The sequence below is a fragment of the Rhodopseudomonas sp. P2A-2r genome, from assembly GCF_026015985.1.
Lineage (GTDB): Bacteria > Pseudomonadota > Alphaproteobacteria > Rhizobiales > Xanthobacteraceae > Tardiphaga.
The window spans coordinates 478217-493573 of sequence record NZ_CP110389.1; the positions used below are offsets into that span (position 1 = coordinate 478217).

Annotated in this window: 19 protein-coding genes and 2 pseudogenes; 10 read left to right on the forward strand and 11 right to left on the reverse strand. The window is 64.7% G+C overall.

Annotated elements, in window-relative coordinates:
• Nucleotides 1-202: 202 nt before the first annotated feature.
• From rplS to ffh, 5 genes and pseudogenes are all read right to left on the reverse strand, one after another.
• The gene (gene rplS, locus ONR75_RS02240) at nt 203-589 is read right to left on the reverse strand and encodes a 50S ribosomal protein L19 (protein ID WP_265081191.1); all 387 of its coding nucleotides are present in this window, start codon (nt 587-589) and stop codon (nt 203-205) included.
• 108 nt (nt 590-697) lie between these two features.
• A pseudogene (gene trmD, locus ONR75_RS02245) lies at nt 698-1457 on the reverse strand (tRNA (guanosine(37)-N1)-methyltransferase TrmD).
• A 204-nt stretch (nt 1458-1661) separates the two neighbouring features.
• On the reverse strand, nt 1662-2192 hold the full coding sequence (rimM, locus tag ONR75_RS02250; protein ID WP_265081192.1) for a ribosome maturation factor RimM: 531 nt from the start codon (nt 2190-2192) through the stop codon (nt 1662-1664).
• Between the two features lie 6 nt (nt 2193-2198).
• Nucleotides 2199-2531 (reverse strand): 30S ribosomal protein S16, encoded by a 333-nt coding sequence (gene rpsP, locus ONR75_RS02255; RefSeq protein WP_265081193.1) that lies wholly within the window; start codon nt 2529-2531, stop codon nt 2199-2201.
• A 47-nt stretch (nt 2532-2578) separates the two neighbouring features.
• Nucleotides 2579-4096 carry a signal recognition particle protein gene (ffh, locus tag ONR75_RS02260; RefSeq protein WP_265081194.1) on the reverse strand — a complete coding sequence of 506 codons (1518 nt, stop codon included), beginning with the start codon at nt 4094-4096 and terminating at the stop codon, nt 2579-2581.
• A 261-nt stretch (nt 4097-4357) separates the two neighbouring features.
• Between ffh and ONR75_RS02265 the strand changes: the two genes are divergently transcribed.
• On the forward strand, nt 4358-4585 hold the full coding sequence (locus ONR75_RS02265; RefSeq protein WP_265081195.1) for a prevent-host-death protein: 228 nt from the start codon (nt 4358-4360) through the stop codon (nt 4583-4585).
• Nucleotides 4586-4588: 3 nt separating this feature from the next.
• Complete coding sequence (locus ONR75_RS02270) at nt 4589-4999, forward strand: type II toxin-antitoxin system VapC family toxin (protein WP_265081196.1); 411 nt, start codon at nt 4589-4591, stop codon at nt 4997-4999.
• On the opposite strand, the gene ONR75_RS02275 is transcribed toward ONR75_RS02270, so the two are convergent.
• On the reverse strand, nt 5000-5374 hold the full coding sequence (locus tag ONR75_RS02275; RefSeq protein WP_265081197.1) for a winged helix-turn-helix transcriptional regulator: 375 nt from the start codon (nt 5372-5374) through the stop codon (nt 5000-5002).
• Nucleotides 5375-5478: 104 nt separating this feature from the next.
• On the opposite strand from ONR75_RS02275, the gene ONR75_RS02280 reads away from it, so the two are divergent.
• Nucleotides 5479-6087, forward strand: a complete 609-nt coding sequence (locus tag ONR75_RS02280) for an NAD(P)-dependent oxidoreductase (protein WP_265081198.1) — start codon at nt 5479-5481, stop codon at nt 6085-6087.
• A gap of 99 nt (nt 6088-6186) precedes the next feature.
• Nucleotides 6187-7248 (forward strand): MBL fold metallo-hydrolase, encoded by a 1062-nt coding sequence (locus ONR75_RS02285; protein ID WP_265081199.1) that lies wholly within the window; start codon nt 6187-6189, stop codon nt 7246-7248.
• Nucleotides 7249-7430: 182 nt separating this feature from the next.
• Here the strand turns inward: ONR75_RS02285 and ONR75_RS02290 are convergent, their stop codons facing one another.
• A complete protein-coding gene (locus ONR75_RS02290; RefSeq protein ID WP_265081200.1) occupies nt 7431-8132 on the reverse strand; it encodes an SIMPL domain-containing protein in 702 nt (233 codons plus the stop codon).
• 66 nt (nt 8133-8198) lie between these two features.
• Nucleotides 8199-8926, reverse strand: a pseudogene (locus ONR75_RS02295) (GyrI-like domain-containing protein).
• A 198-nt stretch (nt 8927-9124) separates the two neighbouring features.
• On the opposite strand from ONR75_RS02295, the gene dapF reads away from it, so the two are divergent.
• From dapF to ONR75_RS02315, 4 genes are all read left to right on the forward strand, one after another.
• On the forward strand, nt 9125-9997 hold the full coding sequence (gene dapF, locus ONR75_RS02300; RefSeq protein WP_265081201.1) for a diaminopimelate epimerase: 873 nt from the start codon (nt 9125-9127) through the stop codon (nt 9995-9997).
• Nucleotide 9998: 1 nt separating this feature from the next.
• Nucleotides 9999-11267 (forward strand): tRNA (N(6)-L-threonylcarbamoyladenosine(37)-C(2))-methylthiotransferase MtaB, encoded by a 1269-nt coding sequence (gene mtaB / locus ONR75_RS02305; protein WP_265081202.1) that lies wholly within the window; start codon nt 9999-10001, stop codon nt 11265-11267.
• A gap of 77 nt (nt 11268-11344) precedes the next feature.
• Nucleotides 11345-11692, forward strand: a complete 348-nt coding sequence (locus ONR75_RS02310) for a hypothetical protein (RefSeq protein WP_265081203.1) — start codon at nt 11345-11347, stop codon at nt 11690-11692.
• A complete protein-coding gene (locus ONR75_RS02315) occupies nt 11659-12039 on the forward strand; it encodes a hypothetical protein (RefSeq protein WP_265081204.1) in 381 nt (126 codons plus the stop codon). The genes ONR75_RS02310 and ONR75_RS02315 overlap by 34 nt, the downstream gene beginning before the upstream one ends.
• A gap of 17 nt (nt 12040-12056) precedes the next feature.
• Here the strand turns inward: ONR75_RS02315 and ONR75_RS02320 are convergent, their stop codons facing one another.
• Nucleotides 12057-12692 carry an RluA family pseudouridine synthase gene (locus ONR75_RS02320; protein ID WP_265083500.1) on the reverse strand — a complete coding sequence of 212 codons (636 nt, stop codon included), beginning with the start codon at nt 12690-12692 and terminating at the stop codon, nt 12057-12059.
• A 139-nt stretch (nt 12693-12831) separates the two neighbouring features.
• Here ONR75_RS02320 and ftsY point away from each other — a divergent pair, with 139 nt between their 5' ends.
• Nucleotides 12832-13773 carry a signal recognition particle-docking protein FtsY gene (gene ftsY / locus ONR75_RS02325; protein WP_265081205.1) on the forward strand — a complete coding sequence of 314 codons (942 nt, stop codon included), beginning with the start codon at nt 12832-12834 and terminating at the stop codon, nt 13771-13773.
• Here ftsY and ONR75_RS02330 read toward each other — a convergent pair.
• Nucleotides 13770-13952, reverse strand: coding sequence for a hypothetical protein (locus ONR75_RS02330; RefSeq protein ID WP_265081206.1), 183 nt, complete (start codon nt 13950-13952; stop codon nt 13770-13772). The genes ftsY and ONR75_RS02330 overlap by 4 nt on opposite strands.
• 35 nt (nt 13953-13987) lie before the next feature.
• On the opposite strand from ONR75_RS02330, the gene ONR75_RS02335 reads away from it, so the two are divergent.
• Nucleotides 13988-14587, forward strand: coding sequence for a septation protein A (locus ONR75_RS02335; protein ID WP_265081207.1), 600 nt, complete (start codon nt 13988-13990; stop codon nt 14585-14587).
• 265 nt (nt 14588-14852) lie between these two features.
• Here the strand turns inward: ONR75_RS02335 and ONR75_RS02340 are convergent, their stop codons facing one another.
• Nucleotides 14853-15224, reverse strand: a complete 372-nt coding sequence (locus ONR75_RS02340) for a ComEA family DNA-binding protein (RefSeq protein WP_265081208.1) — start codon at nt 15222-15224, stop codon at nt 14853-14855.
• Nucleotides 15225-15357 lie beyond the last annotated feature (133 nt).

The following is a 15357-nucleotide window of genomic DNA, read 5'->3' on the forward strand; positions in this document are numbered from 1 at the left end:
CGATCACGATGCGGGCAGCGCGCTGGTACAGGTCTGGAAACATTCCAACCATATAGCACCCGCGGGCGGTTACGCCAATGCCGAGGGGTGATTGGGAGCTCCGCAGTCAGCCCCACGCAGCCAACAAAAAAGCGCGGCTTGCGCCACGCTTTCTGTACCAAATCAATGCAGCGACGCGATGATTTCGAGGTAGTTTCGGAAGTTACTTGGCAGCCGCAGCGACCGGGCGCTCGGTCTTCTTCTCGACGATGCGGGCCGACTTGCCGCGCAGGTTGCGCAGGTAATACAGCTTGGCGCGACGCACCTTGCCGCGACGCACAACCTTGATCGAGTCGATCATCGGGGACATCACCGGGAAAACGCGCTCGACGCCTTCGCCGTAGGAAATCTTGCGGACGGTGAAGCTCTCGTTGAGCCCGCCGCCGTTGCGGCCGATGCAGACGCCTTCATAGGCCTGCACGCGCGAACGCTCGCCTTCGACAACTTTCACGTTGACGATGACGGTATCGCCGGGACCGAACTCCGGAATGGTCTTGCCGTCGATCAGCTTGTCGTATTGCTCTTTTTCGAGCGTCTGAATCAGGTTCATCGAAATCTCCATCGGCGGCGCGCCCAGACGTCGCGCGGGCTGCGCTCGAAACTCATACCCTGCCATTGCACGGATTTGGCGCTGCTATACGGGAAACCAAAGCGGTTGTCACCCGTCCGTCGTGATTTTTGGTGGTTTTCGTTTTTTGCCCGATTCTGGCGCAATCGGACGTGCCGCCCAAAGATCAGGCCTGCGGCTTTCGGTCAGTCTTTCCGCCTCGGCACGCCGCCATTTGGCAACCTTGGCGTGGTCACCGGAGGCCAATACCTCCGGAATCCCGCGGTCTTCGAAGATTTGCGGCCGGGTATATTGCGGGTATTCCAGCAGACCGTCGGAAAAGCTCTCGTCGGTCCCGGATCTCGAGTTTGCCCATCACGCCGGGCAAGAGCCGCACACAGGCGTCGATCACGGTCATGGCGGCAATTTCGCCGCCGGACAGCACGTAATCGCCAATCGAGACTTCCTCGAGACCGCGGGCGTCGATGACACGCTGGTCGATGCCCTCGAAGCGACCGCAGACGATCAACGGTCCCGGTCCGGCGGCCAGTTCCGCCACCCGCGCCTGGGTCAATGGCCGACCGCGCGGGCTCATCACCAGCCGAGGATGGTCTTGCGGCAAACCTGTGGCATCGATCGCCGCCGCCAGCACGTCGGCGCGCAGCACCATCCCCGGCCCGCCGCCGGCCGGGGTGTCGTCGACGCTGCGATGGCGATCAGTGGCGGAGGCCCGGATGTCGCGGGCTTCCAGCGTCCACAGGCCGGAGGCCAGTGCACGGCCGGCCAGGCTGATGCCCAGCGGCCCGGGAAACATCTCGGGAAACAAGGTCAGCACGGTGGCGCGCCATATGGGGGTGTGGGTGGAGGTCATCGCTTTCCATGGCGTGTCTCGGCGAGAGCGTCAAACGGTGAGGCGCCGGCCTTGTGCCCCGGATGCTGCGCAATACGTCGCGCAGCGGCGTAGTGCGCTGCTAATCAGGGGTCCAGCTGTTCTGGAAACCGGGATCCCGGATCTGCGGAGCAGCATGCGATGCTGCGCATCGCCATGCCGCACCGCGTCCGGGACACGAGAGTTCTACCCTTCCGCCTCGTCCGGCGAATCGCCGTCGATCTCGCCGGGCAGTTCGATGATGACCTTGCCGGCCTTCAGGTCGACGGTCGGCACCACCGCATTGGTGAACGGCAGCATCAAGGTGTTGCCCTCGGGCGGGGCGATCTCGATGATGGTGCCGGCGCCGAAATCGTGGATGGCGATGACGCGGCCGATCGGTGCATCCGCTGCATCGACAGCCGCCAGCCCGATCAGATCGGCATGGTAATATTCGTCATCGTCGGTCTCGGGCAGCCGGTCGCGCGGGATGTACAGTTCGATGCCGTTGAGGCGTTCAGCGTCCTCGCGGCTGCTGACGCCCTTGAAGGTCGCCACCAGATGGCCCTTGCCCTCGCGGGCGGTGGCCACTTCGAAGGTGCGGCCGCCATCTTTGGTCTTGAGCTGGCCGTAAGTCATCACGGTCAGCGGATCTTCGGTAAACGTCCAGAGCTTGACCGCGCCGCGGATGCCATGCGGCGCGCCGATGCGCGCGACGCAGATCTGTGCGGCGGGCATCAGCCCTTACTTCTTGGCAGCGGCTTCGGCAGCGGCCTTGCGCTCCTTGCGGGGCACGGCCTTTTCCGGATTGTTGCGGGCTTCGCGCTTGGCAACGCCGGCGGCATCGAGGAAGCGCGCGACGCGATCCGAGGGCTGCGCGCCCTTGGCGAGCCAGGTCTTGACCTTCTCCATGTCGAGCTTCAGGCGCAGGTCGTTGTCCTTGGCCAGCAGCGGGTTGAAGTAGCCGAGACGCTCGATGAAGCGACCATCGCGGGGGAAGCGCGAGTCGGCGACGACGACGTGATAGACGGGACGCTTCTTGGTGCCGGCACGGGCAAGACGGATGACGACGGACATGGGATTCTCCTGAGTGTGTTCGTTTGAATGTGAGTGATTGGAAACGCTTATTTCTTTTTCCCGAAACCGGGAAAACCGCCGAGGCCCGGAAGCGTCGGCTTGCCGAGTCCTCCGAGACCCGGAAATTCCTTGGGCAGCGACGGCATGCCCTGCGGCAGTCCGCCGGGCATCTTCTCGGCCATCGCCTTCATCTGCTCCGGCGAGGGCATGCCACCGCCGCCAAAGCCCATGGCCTGGGCGATGCCGGCCATCGGCCCGCGCTTGCCCTGACCCATGGCCTTCATCATGTCGGCCATGTTGCGGTGCATTTTCAGCACCTTGTTGACTTCCTCGACTTTCAGGCCGGCACCGGCGGCGATGCGCTTCTTGCGGCTGGCCTTGAGGATGTCGGGGTTCTTGCGTTCCTGCCGCGTCATCGAGTCGATGACCGCGATCTGACGCTTGACGATCTTGTCGTCGAGATTGGCGGAGGCGATCTGGTTCTTCAGCTTAGCGATGCCGGGCATCATGCCCATCAGGCCGCTGAGGCCGCCCATGTTGGTCATCTGGATCAGCTGCTCGCGCATGTCCGAGAGATCGAACTGGCCCTTGCGCATGCGTTCCGCGGTGCGCGCGGCCTTCTCGGCGTCGATATGGGCGGCGGCCTTTTCCACCAGCGAGACGACGTCGCCCATGCCGAGGATGCGGCCGGCGATGCGGCTGGGGTGGAAGTCTTCCAGCGCGTCGGTCTTTTCACCGGTGCCGATCAGCTTGATCGGCTTGCCGGTCACGGCGCGCATCGACAGCGCCGCGCCGCCGCGGCCGTCGCCGTCGACGCGGGTCAGCACGATGCCGGTGAGGCCGACGCGCTGGTCGAACGAGCGCGCCAGATTGACGGCGTCCTGACCGGTCAGCGAATCCGCCACCAGCAGCACCTCATGCGGGTTGGCGGCGGCTTTGATCTCCGCGGCTTCCGCCATCATGTCTTCGTCGAGGGTGGTGCGGCCGGCAGTGTCGAGCAGCACCACGTCGTAGCCGCCGAGTTTTGCGGCCGACAGCGCACGTCGCGCGATATCGGCGGGCTTCTGGCCGGCAACGATCGGCAGGGTCTGGATGTCGAGGTCGCGGCCGAGCACCGCGAGCTGCTCCATCGCCGCCGGGCGATAGATGTCGAGCGAGGCCATCAGCACCTTGCGCTTGTCGCGCTGGGTCAGGCGGCGGGCGAGTTTTGCGGTGGTGGTGGTCTTGCCGGAGCCCTGCAGGCCGACCATCATGATGGCCACGGGCGGCACGGCGACGAGATCGATGCCGCCTTCGCCGTCGGCGCCAAGGGTCTTGACCAGCTCGTCATGGACGATCTTGACGACCATCTGGCCGGGGGTCACCGACTTGACGACGGTGGCGCCGATGGCCTGTTCGCGGACACGCGCAACGAAGTCGCTGACCACGTCGAGCGAGACGTCGGCCTCGAGCAGCGCGCGGCGCACCTCGCGCATGGCGGCATCGACATCGGCTTCCGACAGCGCGCCGCGCCCGGTCAACCGGTCGAGAATTCCGCCAAGCTTTTCCGACAGATTGTCGAACATCAGATCATCGCACCCTGCGTCGCCATCCGGATGATGGACGAGTAACCAAACACTTTTGCGCCCGAGGGCGCATCGCGCTGTCGGGCGTTGACCTCCGGCCTCACGGGCCGGTCGGCGGGTCGAAAAGAGAACTTTCCGAGATTTGAGGGCATCAATACGGCAAACTGCCGGGAAGTCAATGTTTTGAGGTGGGGGAGGCCGGAATGGCTCCCGAAACGACCGAAAAACTGTTATATTATGGGCTTCATGAGGGCAAATGCCATGAAACATGTGAGTTTAAGCGAAGCAAAAGCCGATATCGGCCAAGTGTTTGCCGAGGTCGCGCGGGGGCATGCCGTGACCATCAATCCCGATCCGTCTGTCGAGGCTGAGGCAGACCGTATCGCGCGGACCAATCGCGCCATTGATGGCATTCTTGAACTTCGCAAGCATGTCAAACCTGCTTCTATAGAAGAAATCATCGCCTGGAAGAACGAAGGGCGAGAATAGCAGATGCCGCTCGTCATCGACGTGTCCGTCATGGCGAGCTGGCATTTCCCTGACGAATACAACGTTGAGAGTGCCGCGATCCTTGAGATGCTGCGCGGCAGGAAGCACGAGGCGCGGGTTCCCGGGATCTGGTGGTTCGAGATTTACAATGTCCTGGTGCGTGGCGAACGACGGGGACGTTCGACGCTACAGCAAACAGCGCAGTTCCAGGACCTGATAGGTGAACTGCCTATCACAATCGCTCCGATTGCGGATCCAAATGCAATCCTGAATTTGGCTCGCCGCCACCATCTCACCTTCTACGACGCCGCCTATCTCGAACTGGCGCAGCGCGAAAAGGTCGCGCTGGCGACGCTGGATCAGGCGCTGGCGCGCGCGGCGTCGGCCGAAGCGGTGCCGTTGATATCAGCCTGATCAGGCCGCCCTGCCTGCACCCGCGTCGTATTGCTGCTGCGAGGCCAGAACCTGCCCGATATGGGTTTCGGCCCAGATCCGCAGGCTATCGACGGTGGCCGACAAGGTCGCCCCCAGCGGCGTGATGGAATATTCCACCGTCACCGGCACGGTGGCGATGGCCCTGCGGCTGACCAGCCCGTCGCGCTCCAGGCTTTTCAGGGTTTGCGACAGCATCTTCTGCGAAATGCCCTCGATCTGGCGCCGCAGCTGGTTGAAGCGGACCGGTCCGTCGCCAAGCAGGCCAAGCACCAGAACGGCCCATTTATCGGCGATCCGGTCCAGCACGATGCGGGTCGGGCAGTTGTCCGAATAGGCGTTGGGGGTCTGCGACATGAAGGCGGTCTCCTGGTGGTAACCAGCTTATGTGAGGGTGCCTTCTTCACAGCTGCTAACAAATTCCATAGCTAGTACCGAATAGTTACTACATGGAGAATCCAATGAAAATCGCCCTGATCGGCGCCACCGGCCGTGCCGGCTCGCAAATTCTCGCCGAACTCAGCCGCCGCGGCCACCACGTGACGGCTATTTCCCGCAATCCGGCGAAGACACCGGCGTTGCCCGGGGTGACGCCGGTGCAGGCCGACGCCAACGACGCCGCCACCCTGGTGCCGGTCCTGAAGGGCCACGACGCCGTGATCAGTTCGGTGCATTTCCTCGCCAGCGACCCGCACAAGCTGATCGAGGCCGTCAAATCGGCTGGTGTTCCGCGCTATCTGGTGGTCGGCGGCGCCGGCAGCCTGGAGGTCGCGCCCGGCGTGAAGCTGATCGATACCCCGGAGTTTCCGGAAATCTACAAGGCCGAGGCCGCTGCCGGTGGCGTATTCCTCGATGTGCTGCGCAAGGAACCGAGCCTCGACTGGACCTTCCTGTCGCCATCAGCGCTGTTCATCCCCGGCGAGCGCACCGGCAAGTTCCGGCTCGGCGGCGATCAGTTGCTGGCCAACGACAAGGGCAGCAGCATTTCGTTCGAGGACTATGCCATCGCCATGGCTGACGAGATCGAAAAGCCGGCGCATTCCCGCGCGCGCTTCACGGTCGGCTACTAAACCCGTTGCCCGGCTTGCCAAACAGGCCGGCCATTTACATCTGATGCAAGCCGCGCCTCCCCAAGGCGTGGCTTGTTTCGCATGGACCTGTCTCGCCTCATGCCGCTCACGCGCCGCCGTCTTCTGACATCGCTGGCCGGGCTCGCCGTGACCGCGGGCCTGTCGACCGCCTGGATCTCCCGCATGAGCAACTATGATGGTCCCGTCTCCGACCATTTCGACGGCAAGACCTTCTTCGATCCGGACGGCGTGCCGCCGAAGAAACTTGGCGAGGTGCTGCGCTGGCAGTTCGGCGGCGGCCGAAAGCGCGAAGCCTGGCCGGAGTGGGTCGAGAATCAGCATGCCGATGCGCCGCCGTCGGCGGTGACGACAGGCGCGCGGCTGTCCTATGTCGGCCATGCAAGCTGGCTCATCCAGACGGCGGGGCTGAACATTCTGGTCGATCCGGTGTGGTCCGATCGGGTCTCACCGGTGTCGTTTGCCGGCCCCAGGCGGCACCATGCGCCGGGCATCGCCTTCGACGCGCTGCCGAAGATCGATGTCGTGCTGGTGTCCCATGGCCATTACGACCATCTCGATATTCCCACGCTGTCGAAGCTGAATGCGCAGATTGCGCCGCGATTCATCACGCCGCTCGGCAATGACGCCACCATGCGCAGCAACGACGCCAGTATCCGGGTCGATGCCTTCGACTGGAACGATCGGGTGGACCTCGGTTCCGGCGTCGGCGTCACGCTGGTGGCGACGCGGCACTGGACCGCGCGCGGGCTGTTCGACCGCAACAAGTCATTGTGGGCGAGCTTCGTGCTGGAGACGCCGGCTGGCAAGCTCTACATCGTTTGCGATTCCAGCTACGGCGACGGCACCCATTTCAAGCGGGTGCGCGACACCCACGGCCCGCTGCGGCTGGCGATCCTGCCGATCGGCGCCTACGAGCCGCGCTGGTTCATGAAGGACCAGCACATGAATCCCGAGGACGCCGTGATGGCGCTGGCGGATTGCGGCGCCGAGCAGGCGCTGGCGCACCACCACGGCACGTTCCAACTCACCGACGAGGCCATCGATGCGCCGGTGACCGGATTGCATCAGGCACTCGACGGGGCCGAGGTGCCGCGCGAGCGCTTTGTCGCGCTGAAGCCCGGGCAGGTGTTTGAGATTTAGGCTAGCGAAGGGCTCGTTCCCCGGACGCGGTGCACTGCCCCGCTCTTGCGGCGTTGTGCACCGCAGATCCGGGGCCCCCTATCGCAGGAAGCTGGATCCCGGATCTGCGGTGCGGCATAGCGGCGATGCAAGTGCATCGCCTGAGAATGCCGCACCGCGTCCGGGACACGAGACCGATGTTACTACTGCGCCGGCTTGATGGCCCAGGAAACGCTGACCGTCACCCGCAGCGTTTCTTCACCCTGCGCGATCGGCGCCGAAGCCGCCATGTCAGCCATCTTGCGGTACATCATCGGTGCGGGAGCGCCGCCGCCTTCTTCGGAAATACTGACCGGCGCGCCGAGGGTGACCCCTGCCGCCTTGGCGTAGATTTCGGCCTTGCGACGGGCATCGGCGATCGCCTGGTCACGGGCTTCGTCGAGTAGCTTCGACGCCTTCTCGACCATGAAATTGATGCCGCCGATCTCGTTGGCGCCGGAGGCCGCCAGCGTATCGATGGTGGCCGCCACCTTGGTGACGTCACGCAGCCGGATGGTGACGCGATTGCTGGCACGATAGCCGGTCACGACGTTGGGGCCGGGCTTTGTCTGCTGCGCATATTGCGGCTGCAGCGACAGCCGCGAGGTCTGGACGTCCTTTTGATCGATCCCGGCGCTCTTCAGCTCCAGCAGCACCTTGCCCATGGCGTTGTTGTTGGCCTCGGAAGCCGCGCGCGCGGTCTTCGCTTCCGACGTGACGCCGCCATCGATGACAGCCATGTCCGGCGGCACCGAGACGGTGCCTTCGCCTGTCACGGAGATCGTCGGCGGTGGAATGACCTGCGCAAGTGCGGGGGTGACGGCGAGCGTGCCGGCCAGTGCGGCGAGAATGAGATGCTGTTTCATTCCCGATCCTTCTGACCTGTCCAAGGCTTCTTTATGGCGATTTCTTTAGGGCGGTCCGTCGCATCGCTACTTCAACGGCACATAGACGTTGATCACCAGCTTGTCCTCCGCGGTCTTCAGCGGATCGGTGATGTATTCCTCGATAAAAGTGTCCTTGGCTTCCAGCTTCTTGTTGTCGAGGTGATTGGTGATCGCCTCATAGGTGTTGTCCATGTTGTCGTAGGAGCCGCGATGCACGAACTTCAGCGCCTTGCCTTCGGGCGATTTGCCCATGGTCATGGCCTTGGGCAGGTTCTTCGGCTCCTGGTCGACCGGGATTTCGGCCAGGAAGGTGAAGCCGGTGTCGTCGGTGGAGGTGTAGACGATCATCGAATTGCCCGATGACTTGATGCCCTGCTTGTCGAGCAGCGCGGTGAGCTGCTTGAACGAATCCATCAGGGTGTCGAACGCCGAGTCCCAGTTGGCCTTGCCGTTGAAGGTCAGCACCGCCTTGGGCGTCAGGGTGATCTCCTCGCCGAACGGGTCGGCGGTCTGCACCGGGGGACGGCCGGCACGACCGGAGCCGCCGTCGACGCCGGAGGAGTGGCCGGTGCCGCCGGGGCGGCTGGCGCTGCCGGCGTGGCCGGGGCGGGCGTGGCAGGCACTGCCGGCGCGGGCGTTTCAGGTGGGGTTGCGGGAGCGGTGGCGGCCGGCGGGGTCGCGGGCGGCGCCTGCGCCAGAGCGAGATCCGGCAACAGCGCCGCGGCCGGGATCAGCGCAGCGATGGCAAGGCGAAACAAGCGAGAACCATTCATTCAAATCGTCTCCAGCGCCGCAACATGCGGCAGATCCGACGCGCTGGCGATGCGCGATCCGGCAATACGTTAACACGCAGTTCCGCATTTCGTCCCATGCGAGATCGGCCAATACGTCGTCAAATGGCAGGCCGGATTCGCCGCACTGGCCAATCCAGCCAGCTTCGCCATATAAAGCGGGCGAAACCGGGACATGACATGAGCGCGCTGGCCAACCACGCATTTGCCAAGATGAACGGCATCGGCAACGAGATCGTCGTGATCGACCTGCGCGATAGCACGGCCGCCGTGACGCCGGACGAGGCCCGCGCGGTGGCCGGCCCCGGCGGCGTGCCCTTCGACCAACTGATGGTGCTGCAGAAGCCGCGGCTGGCGGGCACGGATGCCTTCGTGTCGATCTACAACAATGACGGCTCGGAGGCCGGCGCCTGCGGCAACGGCATGCGCTGCGTGGCGCAGCAGACCTTTGCCGATGGCGGCAAGACCGCGCTCACCTTCGAGACCAAGGCTGGGCTGATCAATTGCTGGCAGGGGCCGGCCGCGGACCTCTACACCGTCGACATGGGGGTGCCGAAGTTCGGCTGGCAGGACATCCCGCTGGCCGAGGAGTTTCGCGACACCCGCGGCATCGAATTGCAGATCGGGCCGATCGACGCGCCGATCCTGCATACGCCGTCGGTGGTCAGCATGGGCAATCCGCATGCGATCTTCTGGGTCGACGACATCGCCGCCTACGAACTCGAAAAGTTCGGACCGCTGCTGGAAAACCATCCGATCTTTCCCGACCGCGCCAACATCACGCTGGCCCACGTCGTCGACCGCGATCACATCGGGATGCGGACCTGGGAGCGCGGCGCCGGGCTGACCAAGGCGTGCGGTTCGGCGGCCTGCGCCACCGCGGTGGCGGCAGCCCGGTTGAAGCGCACCAACCGCATCGTGCACATGACGCTGCCCGGCGGCGAACTGACCATCGAGTGGCGCGAGCGCGACGATCACGTCCTGATGACCGGTCCCGCCACCTTCGAATACGCGGGGCGATTCGATCCGGCGCTGTTCAAGTCCGTCGCGTGACATGAGCGTCGAGGTCGTCACCTTCGGCTGCCGCCTCAACAGCTACGAGTCGGAGGTGATCCGCCGAGAGGCGGAAGGTGCCGGCATGTCGGATACCATCGTCATCAACAGCTGCGCCGTCACGTCCCAGGCGGTGGCCCAGGCCCGGCAGTCGATCCGTCGGCTAAAGCGGGAGCGGCCGAATGCCCGCATCGTGGTCACCGGCTGCGCGGCGCAGACCGAGCCTTTAACATTCGCCGGCATGGCCGAGGTCGACCGCGTGGTCGGCAATGGCGACAAGATGCGCAGCATGGCCTGGCGGGATGCGCGCGCGGCGCTGGACCAGCCCGCCTTCGGCACCGGCGACGAGCAAAAGATCGCGGTGGCCGACATCATGGCCGTGCGCGAAATGGCGCCGCATCTGCTTGACGGCTTCCAGAGCGGGCTGCCGCGGGTGTTCGTGCAGATCCAGAATGGTTGCGATCACCGCTGCACCTTCTGCATCATTCCCTATGGCCGCGGCAATTCGCGCTCGGTGCCGATGGGCGGCGTGGTCGATCAGGTCCGCGCTCTGGTCGAAGCCGGCCACGCCGAGATCGTGCTGACCGGCGTCGATCTCACCAGCTATGGCGCCGACCTGCCGGGCGCGCCGAAGCTCGGTTTCCTGGTCAAGCAGATCCTGCGCCATGTGCCGGAGTTGCGCCGGCTGCGGATCTCGTCGATCGATTCCATCGAGGTCGACCGCGACCTGCTCGACGTCATCGCGGACGATGATCGGCTGATGCCGCATCTGCATCTGTCACTGCAGTCGGGCGACGACATGATCCTGAAGCGCATGAAGCGCCGTCATCTGCGCGCCGACGCCATCGGTTTCTGCGCCCAGGTGCGGCGGCTGCGGCCGGACATCGCCTTCGGCGCCGACATCATCGCCGGCTTTCCCACTGAAACGGAAGGCATGTTCGCGCGCTCGCAGGATCTGGTCGCGGAGTGCGACCTGACCTTCCTGCACGTGTTTCCCTATTCGCCGCGGCCGGGCACGCCGGCGGCGCGCATGCCGCAGCTGGCGGGCGCCGTCATCAAGGACCGGGCAAAACGTCTGCGCGCCACCGGCGAGACGGCCTTGCAGCGGCGGCTTGCGACGGAAATCGGCGCCGTGCGAAACGTGCTGATCGAGAGCGCGACGCAGGGCCGCACCGAGCATTTCATCCCGGTGGCGATCGCGGGCGACACGCCCGGCGCGGTGCGGCAGCTGACCGTGGCGGGGCACGACGGCGCACGGCTGGCGGTCTAGCAGTTGCCTCAACCCAAGATAGTGATACCGTTCCGCCACGCGGCGAGAGAGGGTCGCTCCATTTGGGGGAGGGGACAATGCCGTCGGCCATTTCGATCGATTTCATCAACCGCAGCAGCGATATCGACAACAGCCACGTGGTGATCTTCGAGGCGGCGCCGGGGCAGCCGCCGGTGCACACGCTGCGCTTTCACAACAACAGCGGCAGGACGCAGACCTTCGTTTGCTACCAGGCGCCCGGACGCGACCCGAACGGCCATGCGCTGGCCTGGTTCGCGATGCCGATCGCCAGCGGCGTCGAGGTTAATTTCAGGTGGCGGCAGGCCTACGATCTGGCCTGGCTGGAGACGGGCCTGCTGGCGCCGGGCGTGCAGTACGCCGCGTCCAGGTCGTGCCGGTCACGGCCGGCAACAGCATCACGCTGACCGGCGCCGACGGTGCGTTCAGCTTCACCGGCCAGAATTTCGGCGGCCCGGCCAACGAGTTGATCGTTTCCTGCGACGGCACGATCCCCATGAACACGCTGGGTGTCGGCATCGGCATGAGCGGCTCGCCCATCATGGTGGTTCAGGCGGTGCCGAACATCAGATGTGTCTTCACGCCCGTTCCCGAATACTGGGTGACGGTTGCCGATGTGACGCAGGGCGAGGTGATGGACCTGTCCCAGCTCGCGGAAAAGACACAGGTGGCGTTCCCGCCCAATGTCACGGCCATGACCGCAACGCTCACACCCAATCAGAACTGGGATATCCAGCAGGGGCTGGTCGTATAGCCGTCAAGCCCGCCGTGTCACTCCCCGTTCCAGCCGCAGGCCCGCAGCCGCGCATGCAGGTGCGGCGGGGCGGGGGCGACCACGCGGATCGGGTCCTTGTTGCGGGAGATCGGGATCACGATCTCGCGGGCATGCAGATGCAGGGTGGGCTCGCCGAAGCGCGGGCCGGTACCGTAGATATTGTCGCCGACGATAGGCCAGCCCGAGGCTGAACTGTGGACCCGCAACTGGTGGGTGCGGCCGGTGACCGGCTCCAGCGCCATCCAGGCGAGCCCGTCGCCGCGCCCCATCACCCGAAAATTGGTAACGGCCTTCAGTCCCTCGGCGTCCGGCTTCATCCACCAGCCGCGCTCGGCGTTGAGCCGGCCGAGCGGCATGTCGATGGTGCCCTCGTCCTCGACCGGGCCGCCTTCGACAACCGCCCAGTAGGTCTTGGAAATCCGGCTGTGTTTGAACAGCAGGCCCAGGGACGCCGTCGCCTTGCGGTGGCGGCCGAGCACCAGACAGCCGGACGTGTCGCGGTCGAGCCGGTGGGCCAGCACCGGGGGCCGCGGCAGGCCGTAGCGCAGGAACTCGAACGCGGTTTCCAGGTTGGCGCCGCCCTTGGGGCCGCGGTGCACCGGCAGCCCGGCCGGCTTGTCGATCACCAGCATCAAGCCGTCGCGGTGCAGCACCCGGGACAGGATCTCCGCCTCGGTCAGCTCAACCGCGTCGGTGCGCGGCAGCCGGGCTTCGGCTTCTATTTCGTCTTGGCTTTCGTTCATGGCGCGAAACGGCTAACACAGCCCCGACATGAACGACACTCCTGAAACGCCGAAACTGAGCTGGTGGCGGCGGCTGTCCAGCGGCCTGAAACGCACCTCGAGCTCGCTGGGAACCGCGGTCGCCGACCTCGTCACCAAGCGCAAGCTCGACCGCGCCATGCTCGAGGATATCGAGGACGTGCTGCTGCGCGCCGACCTCGGCACCGAGGTGGCGGCGCGGATCGCCAAGGCAGTCGGCCACGGTCGCTACGACAAGGCGATCTCCGCCGACGACGTGAAGGGCGTGGTCGCCACCGAGGTCGAAAAGGTGCTGTCGGCGGTGGCCAAGCCGCTGGTCGTCGACTCCCAGCAGAAGCCCTTTGTGATCCTGGTGGTTGGCGTCAACGGCTCCGGCAAGACCACCACCATCGGCAAGCTCGCCGCAAAATTCTCCGCCGAAGGCCGCAAGGTCATGCTCGCCGCCGGCGACACGCTTCGCGCAGCGGCGATCGAGCAGTTGAAGGTCTGGGGCGAGCGGACAAAGACACCGGTCATCGCCGCCGCGCAGGGCTCGGATTCGGCGAGCCTCGCCTTTACCGCCGTCACCGAAGCCCGCGCCAACAGCCGCGACGTGCTGCTGATCGATACCGCCGGCCGGCTGCAGAACAAGGCCGAGCTGATGGTCGAGCTGGAGAAGGTCGTCCGCGTCATCAAAAAGGTCGACGCGTCGGCGCCGCATGCGGTGCTGCTGGTGCTCGACGCCACGGTGGGACAAAACGCGCTGTCGCAGGTCGAGGCGTTTCATCGTATGGCTGGGGTCACCGGCCTGGTGATGACCAAGCTCGACGGCACCGCGCGCGGCGGCATCCTGGTGGCGCTGGCGGAGAAGTTCAAACTGCCGGTGCATTTCATCGGCGTCGGCGAGGGCATCGACGATCTCGCGCCGTTCACCGCGCGGGATTTCGCCCAGGCGATTGCGGGTATCGACTAGCCAAACAGAAGCCAGCCAAGTGGGGCAAAGATCACGATCAGCACAATGGCCATCAAGGCGAGCCGCCCTAGCCGGTCGATGGCATCGATCTCGTTCCAATGGCGCGAAGGGCCTCGGTAGAGATGCTTTTGCGCCCAGCCCAACAGCCTTTCCAGCAGAATTCTGACAAGATCGCTCAAGCTTCTTCCTCACCAAACGACGATCGATGGACACGATGACAAAAACCCAGCCGCACCCGCTTTTCAAGCTCGCCACCGAACTGGGGCCGCTGGTGATCTTCTTCATCGCCAACGCCAAGGGCAATCTGTTCATCGCCACCGGCGCCTTCATGGTGGCCATCGTGGTGGCGATGATCGCGTCCTATGTGGTGACGAAGCACGTGCCGATCATGGCGCTGGTCACCGGCGTGATCGTCATCGTGTTCGGCACCCTCACGCTGGTTCTGCACGACGAGACGTTCATCAAGGTCAAGCCGACCATCATCTATGGGTTGTTCGCAGCGATCCTCGGCGGCGGATTGCTGTTCGGCCGCTCGTTCATCGCCATCATGTTCGACCAGATGTTCAACCTGACGCCGGCCGGATGGCGGGCGCTGACGTTGCGTTGGGCGATGTTCTTCTTCGCCATGGCGATCTTGAACGAGATTATCTGGCGGACCCAGACCACCGATTTCTGGGTAGCGTTCAAGGCGTTCGGCGTGATCCCGCTGACGATGATCTTTGCGGTGTCGCAGATGCCGCTGGTGAAGCGCTATCATTTGGAGCCGGTGTCGCTCGCCGAGAGCGCGGTCGACGAAGGTGACGTCACGAAATAGCGCCTCCCTCGTGTCCCGGACGCGCTGCAGCGTTCTTCACGCTGCTGCGCAGATCCGGGATCCCGGCTTGTTCTGCGCATCGCCTGGACCCCGGATCTGCGGCGCACCACGCCGCCCCAAACGATGCTTCGCATCGTCGGGAGCGGCGCAGTGCACCGCGTCCGGGGAACGAGGACGGGGCCCCGTTCGGCATTCGTCTCCGAAGCAAAACGCACCGGCGCGGGTGCGCCGATGCGTTTGAAGATCAACTCAAGTAACAGATCGATCAGCTCTTCTGCTTGGCGATGATCTTGTCCTTGATGCCGTCATAGGTCTTTTCCGGCACGATCTTCTTCTGGACCAGTTCGTCCTTGCCCTTGTAGGGGCGGCCCTTGATGATCGCGGCCGAATAGGCCTTGCCGATACCGGGCAGCGCGTCGAGCACGTCGGCGCTGGCGGAATTGATGTCGATCAGTTCGGCCTTAGGTGCCGGCGCCATTTTGGATTCAGTGGCGGGAGCCATCTTGCCCGTGGCAGCAGGCGCCATCTTGGTGGCAGGCGCCGCGGGCTGCGCGGTCTGGGCCATCGAGGGCGAGGCGGCGAGCAGGCCGAGGGTGAGTGCAGCGGCAGTGAGTGAAGCAATCGAGAAGTGACGCATGGGATGTCCTCCAAGGACTGTTTAAGTAACAATCCAAGCTAGCGGTCCATTCATGGCGGACGCAAGGCGGTGAAATGAACCGCAGATAAAAGCAAAAGATTATTTCTGTCGTCCCGGCAAGTCGCGCGCCAGC

Bases quoted from the DNA above. Each gene is read 5' to 3' on its own strand.
- rplS (WP_265081191.1), bottom strand. From the start codon at position 589: ATGAACCTGATTCAGACGCTCGAAAAAGAGCAATACGACAAGCTGATC.
- rimM (WP_265081192.1), bottom strand. From the start codon at position 2,192: ATGCCCGCCGCACAGATCTGCGTCGCGCGCATCGGCGCGCCGCATGGC.
- rpsP (WP_265081193.1), bottom strand. From the start codon at position 2,531: ATGTCCGTCGTCATCCGTCTTGCCCGTGCCGGCACCAAGAAGCGTCCC.
- ffh (WP_265081194.1), bottom strand. From the start codon at position 4,096: ATGTTCGACAATCTGTCGGAAAAGCTTGGCGGAATTCTCGACCGGTTG.
- ONR75_RS02265 (WP_265081195.1), top strand. From the start codon at position 4,358: ATGAAACATGTGAGTTTAAGCGAAGCAAAAGCCGATATCGGCCAAGTG.
- ONR75_RS02270 (WP_265081196.1), top strand. From the start codon at position 4,589: ATGCCGCTCGTCATCGACGTGTCCGTCATGGCGAGCTGGCATTTCCCT.
- ONR75_RS02275 (WP_265081197.1), bottom strand. From the start codon at position 5,374: ATGTCGCAGACCCCCAACGCCTATTCGGACAACTGCCCGACCCGCATC.
- ONR75_RS02280 (WP_265081198.1), top strand. From the start codon at position 5,479: ATGAAAATCGCCCTGATCGGCGCCACCGGCCGTGCCGGCTCGCAAATT.
- ONR75_RS02285 (WP_265081199.1), top strand. From the start codon at position 6,187: ATGCCGCTCACGCGCCGCCGTCTTCTGACATCGCTGGCCGGGCTCGCC.
- ONR75_RS02290 (WP_265081200.1), bottom strand. From the start codon at position 8,132: ATGAAACAGCATCTCATTCTCGCCGCACTGGCCGGCACGCTCGCCGTC.
- dapF (WP_265081201.1), top strand. From the start codon at position 9,125: ATGAGCGCGCTGGCCAACCACGCATTTGCCAAGATGAACGGCATCGGC.
- mtaB (WP_265081202.1), top strand. From the start codon at position 9,999: ATGAGCGTCGAGGTCGTCACCTTCGGCTGCCGCCTCAACAGCTACGAG.
- ONR75_RS02310 (WP_265081203.1), top strand. From the start codon at position 11,345: ATGCCGTCGGCCATTTCGATCGATTTCATCAACCGCAGCAGCGATATC.
- ONR75_RS02320 (WP_265083500.1), bottom strand. From the start codon at position 12,692: ATGCTGGTGATCGACAAGCCGGCCGGGCTGCCGGTGCACCGCGGCCCC.
- ftsY (WP_265081205.1), top strand. From the start codon at position 12,832: ATGAACGACACTCCTGAAACGCCGAAACTGAGCTGGTGGCGGCGGCTG.
- ONR75_RS02335 (WP_265081207.1), top strand. From the start codon at position 13,988: ATGACAAAAACCCAGCCGCACCCGCTTTTCAAGCTCGCCACCGAACTG.
- ONR75_RS02340 (WP_265081208.1), bottom strand. From the start codon at position 15,224: ATGCGTCACTTCTCGATTGCTTCACTCACTGCCGCTGCACTCACCCTC.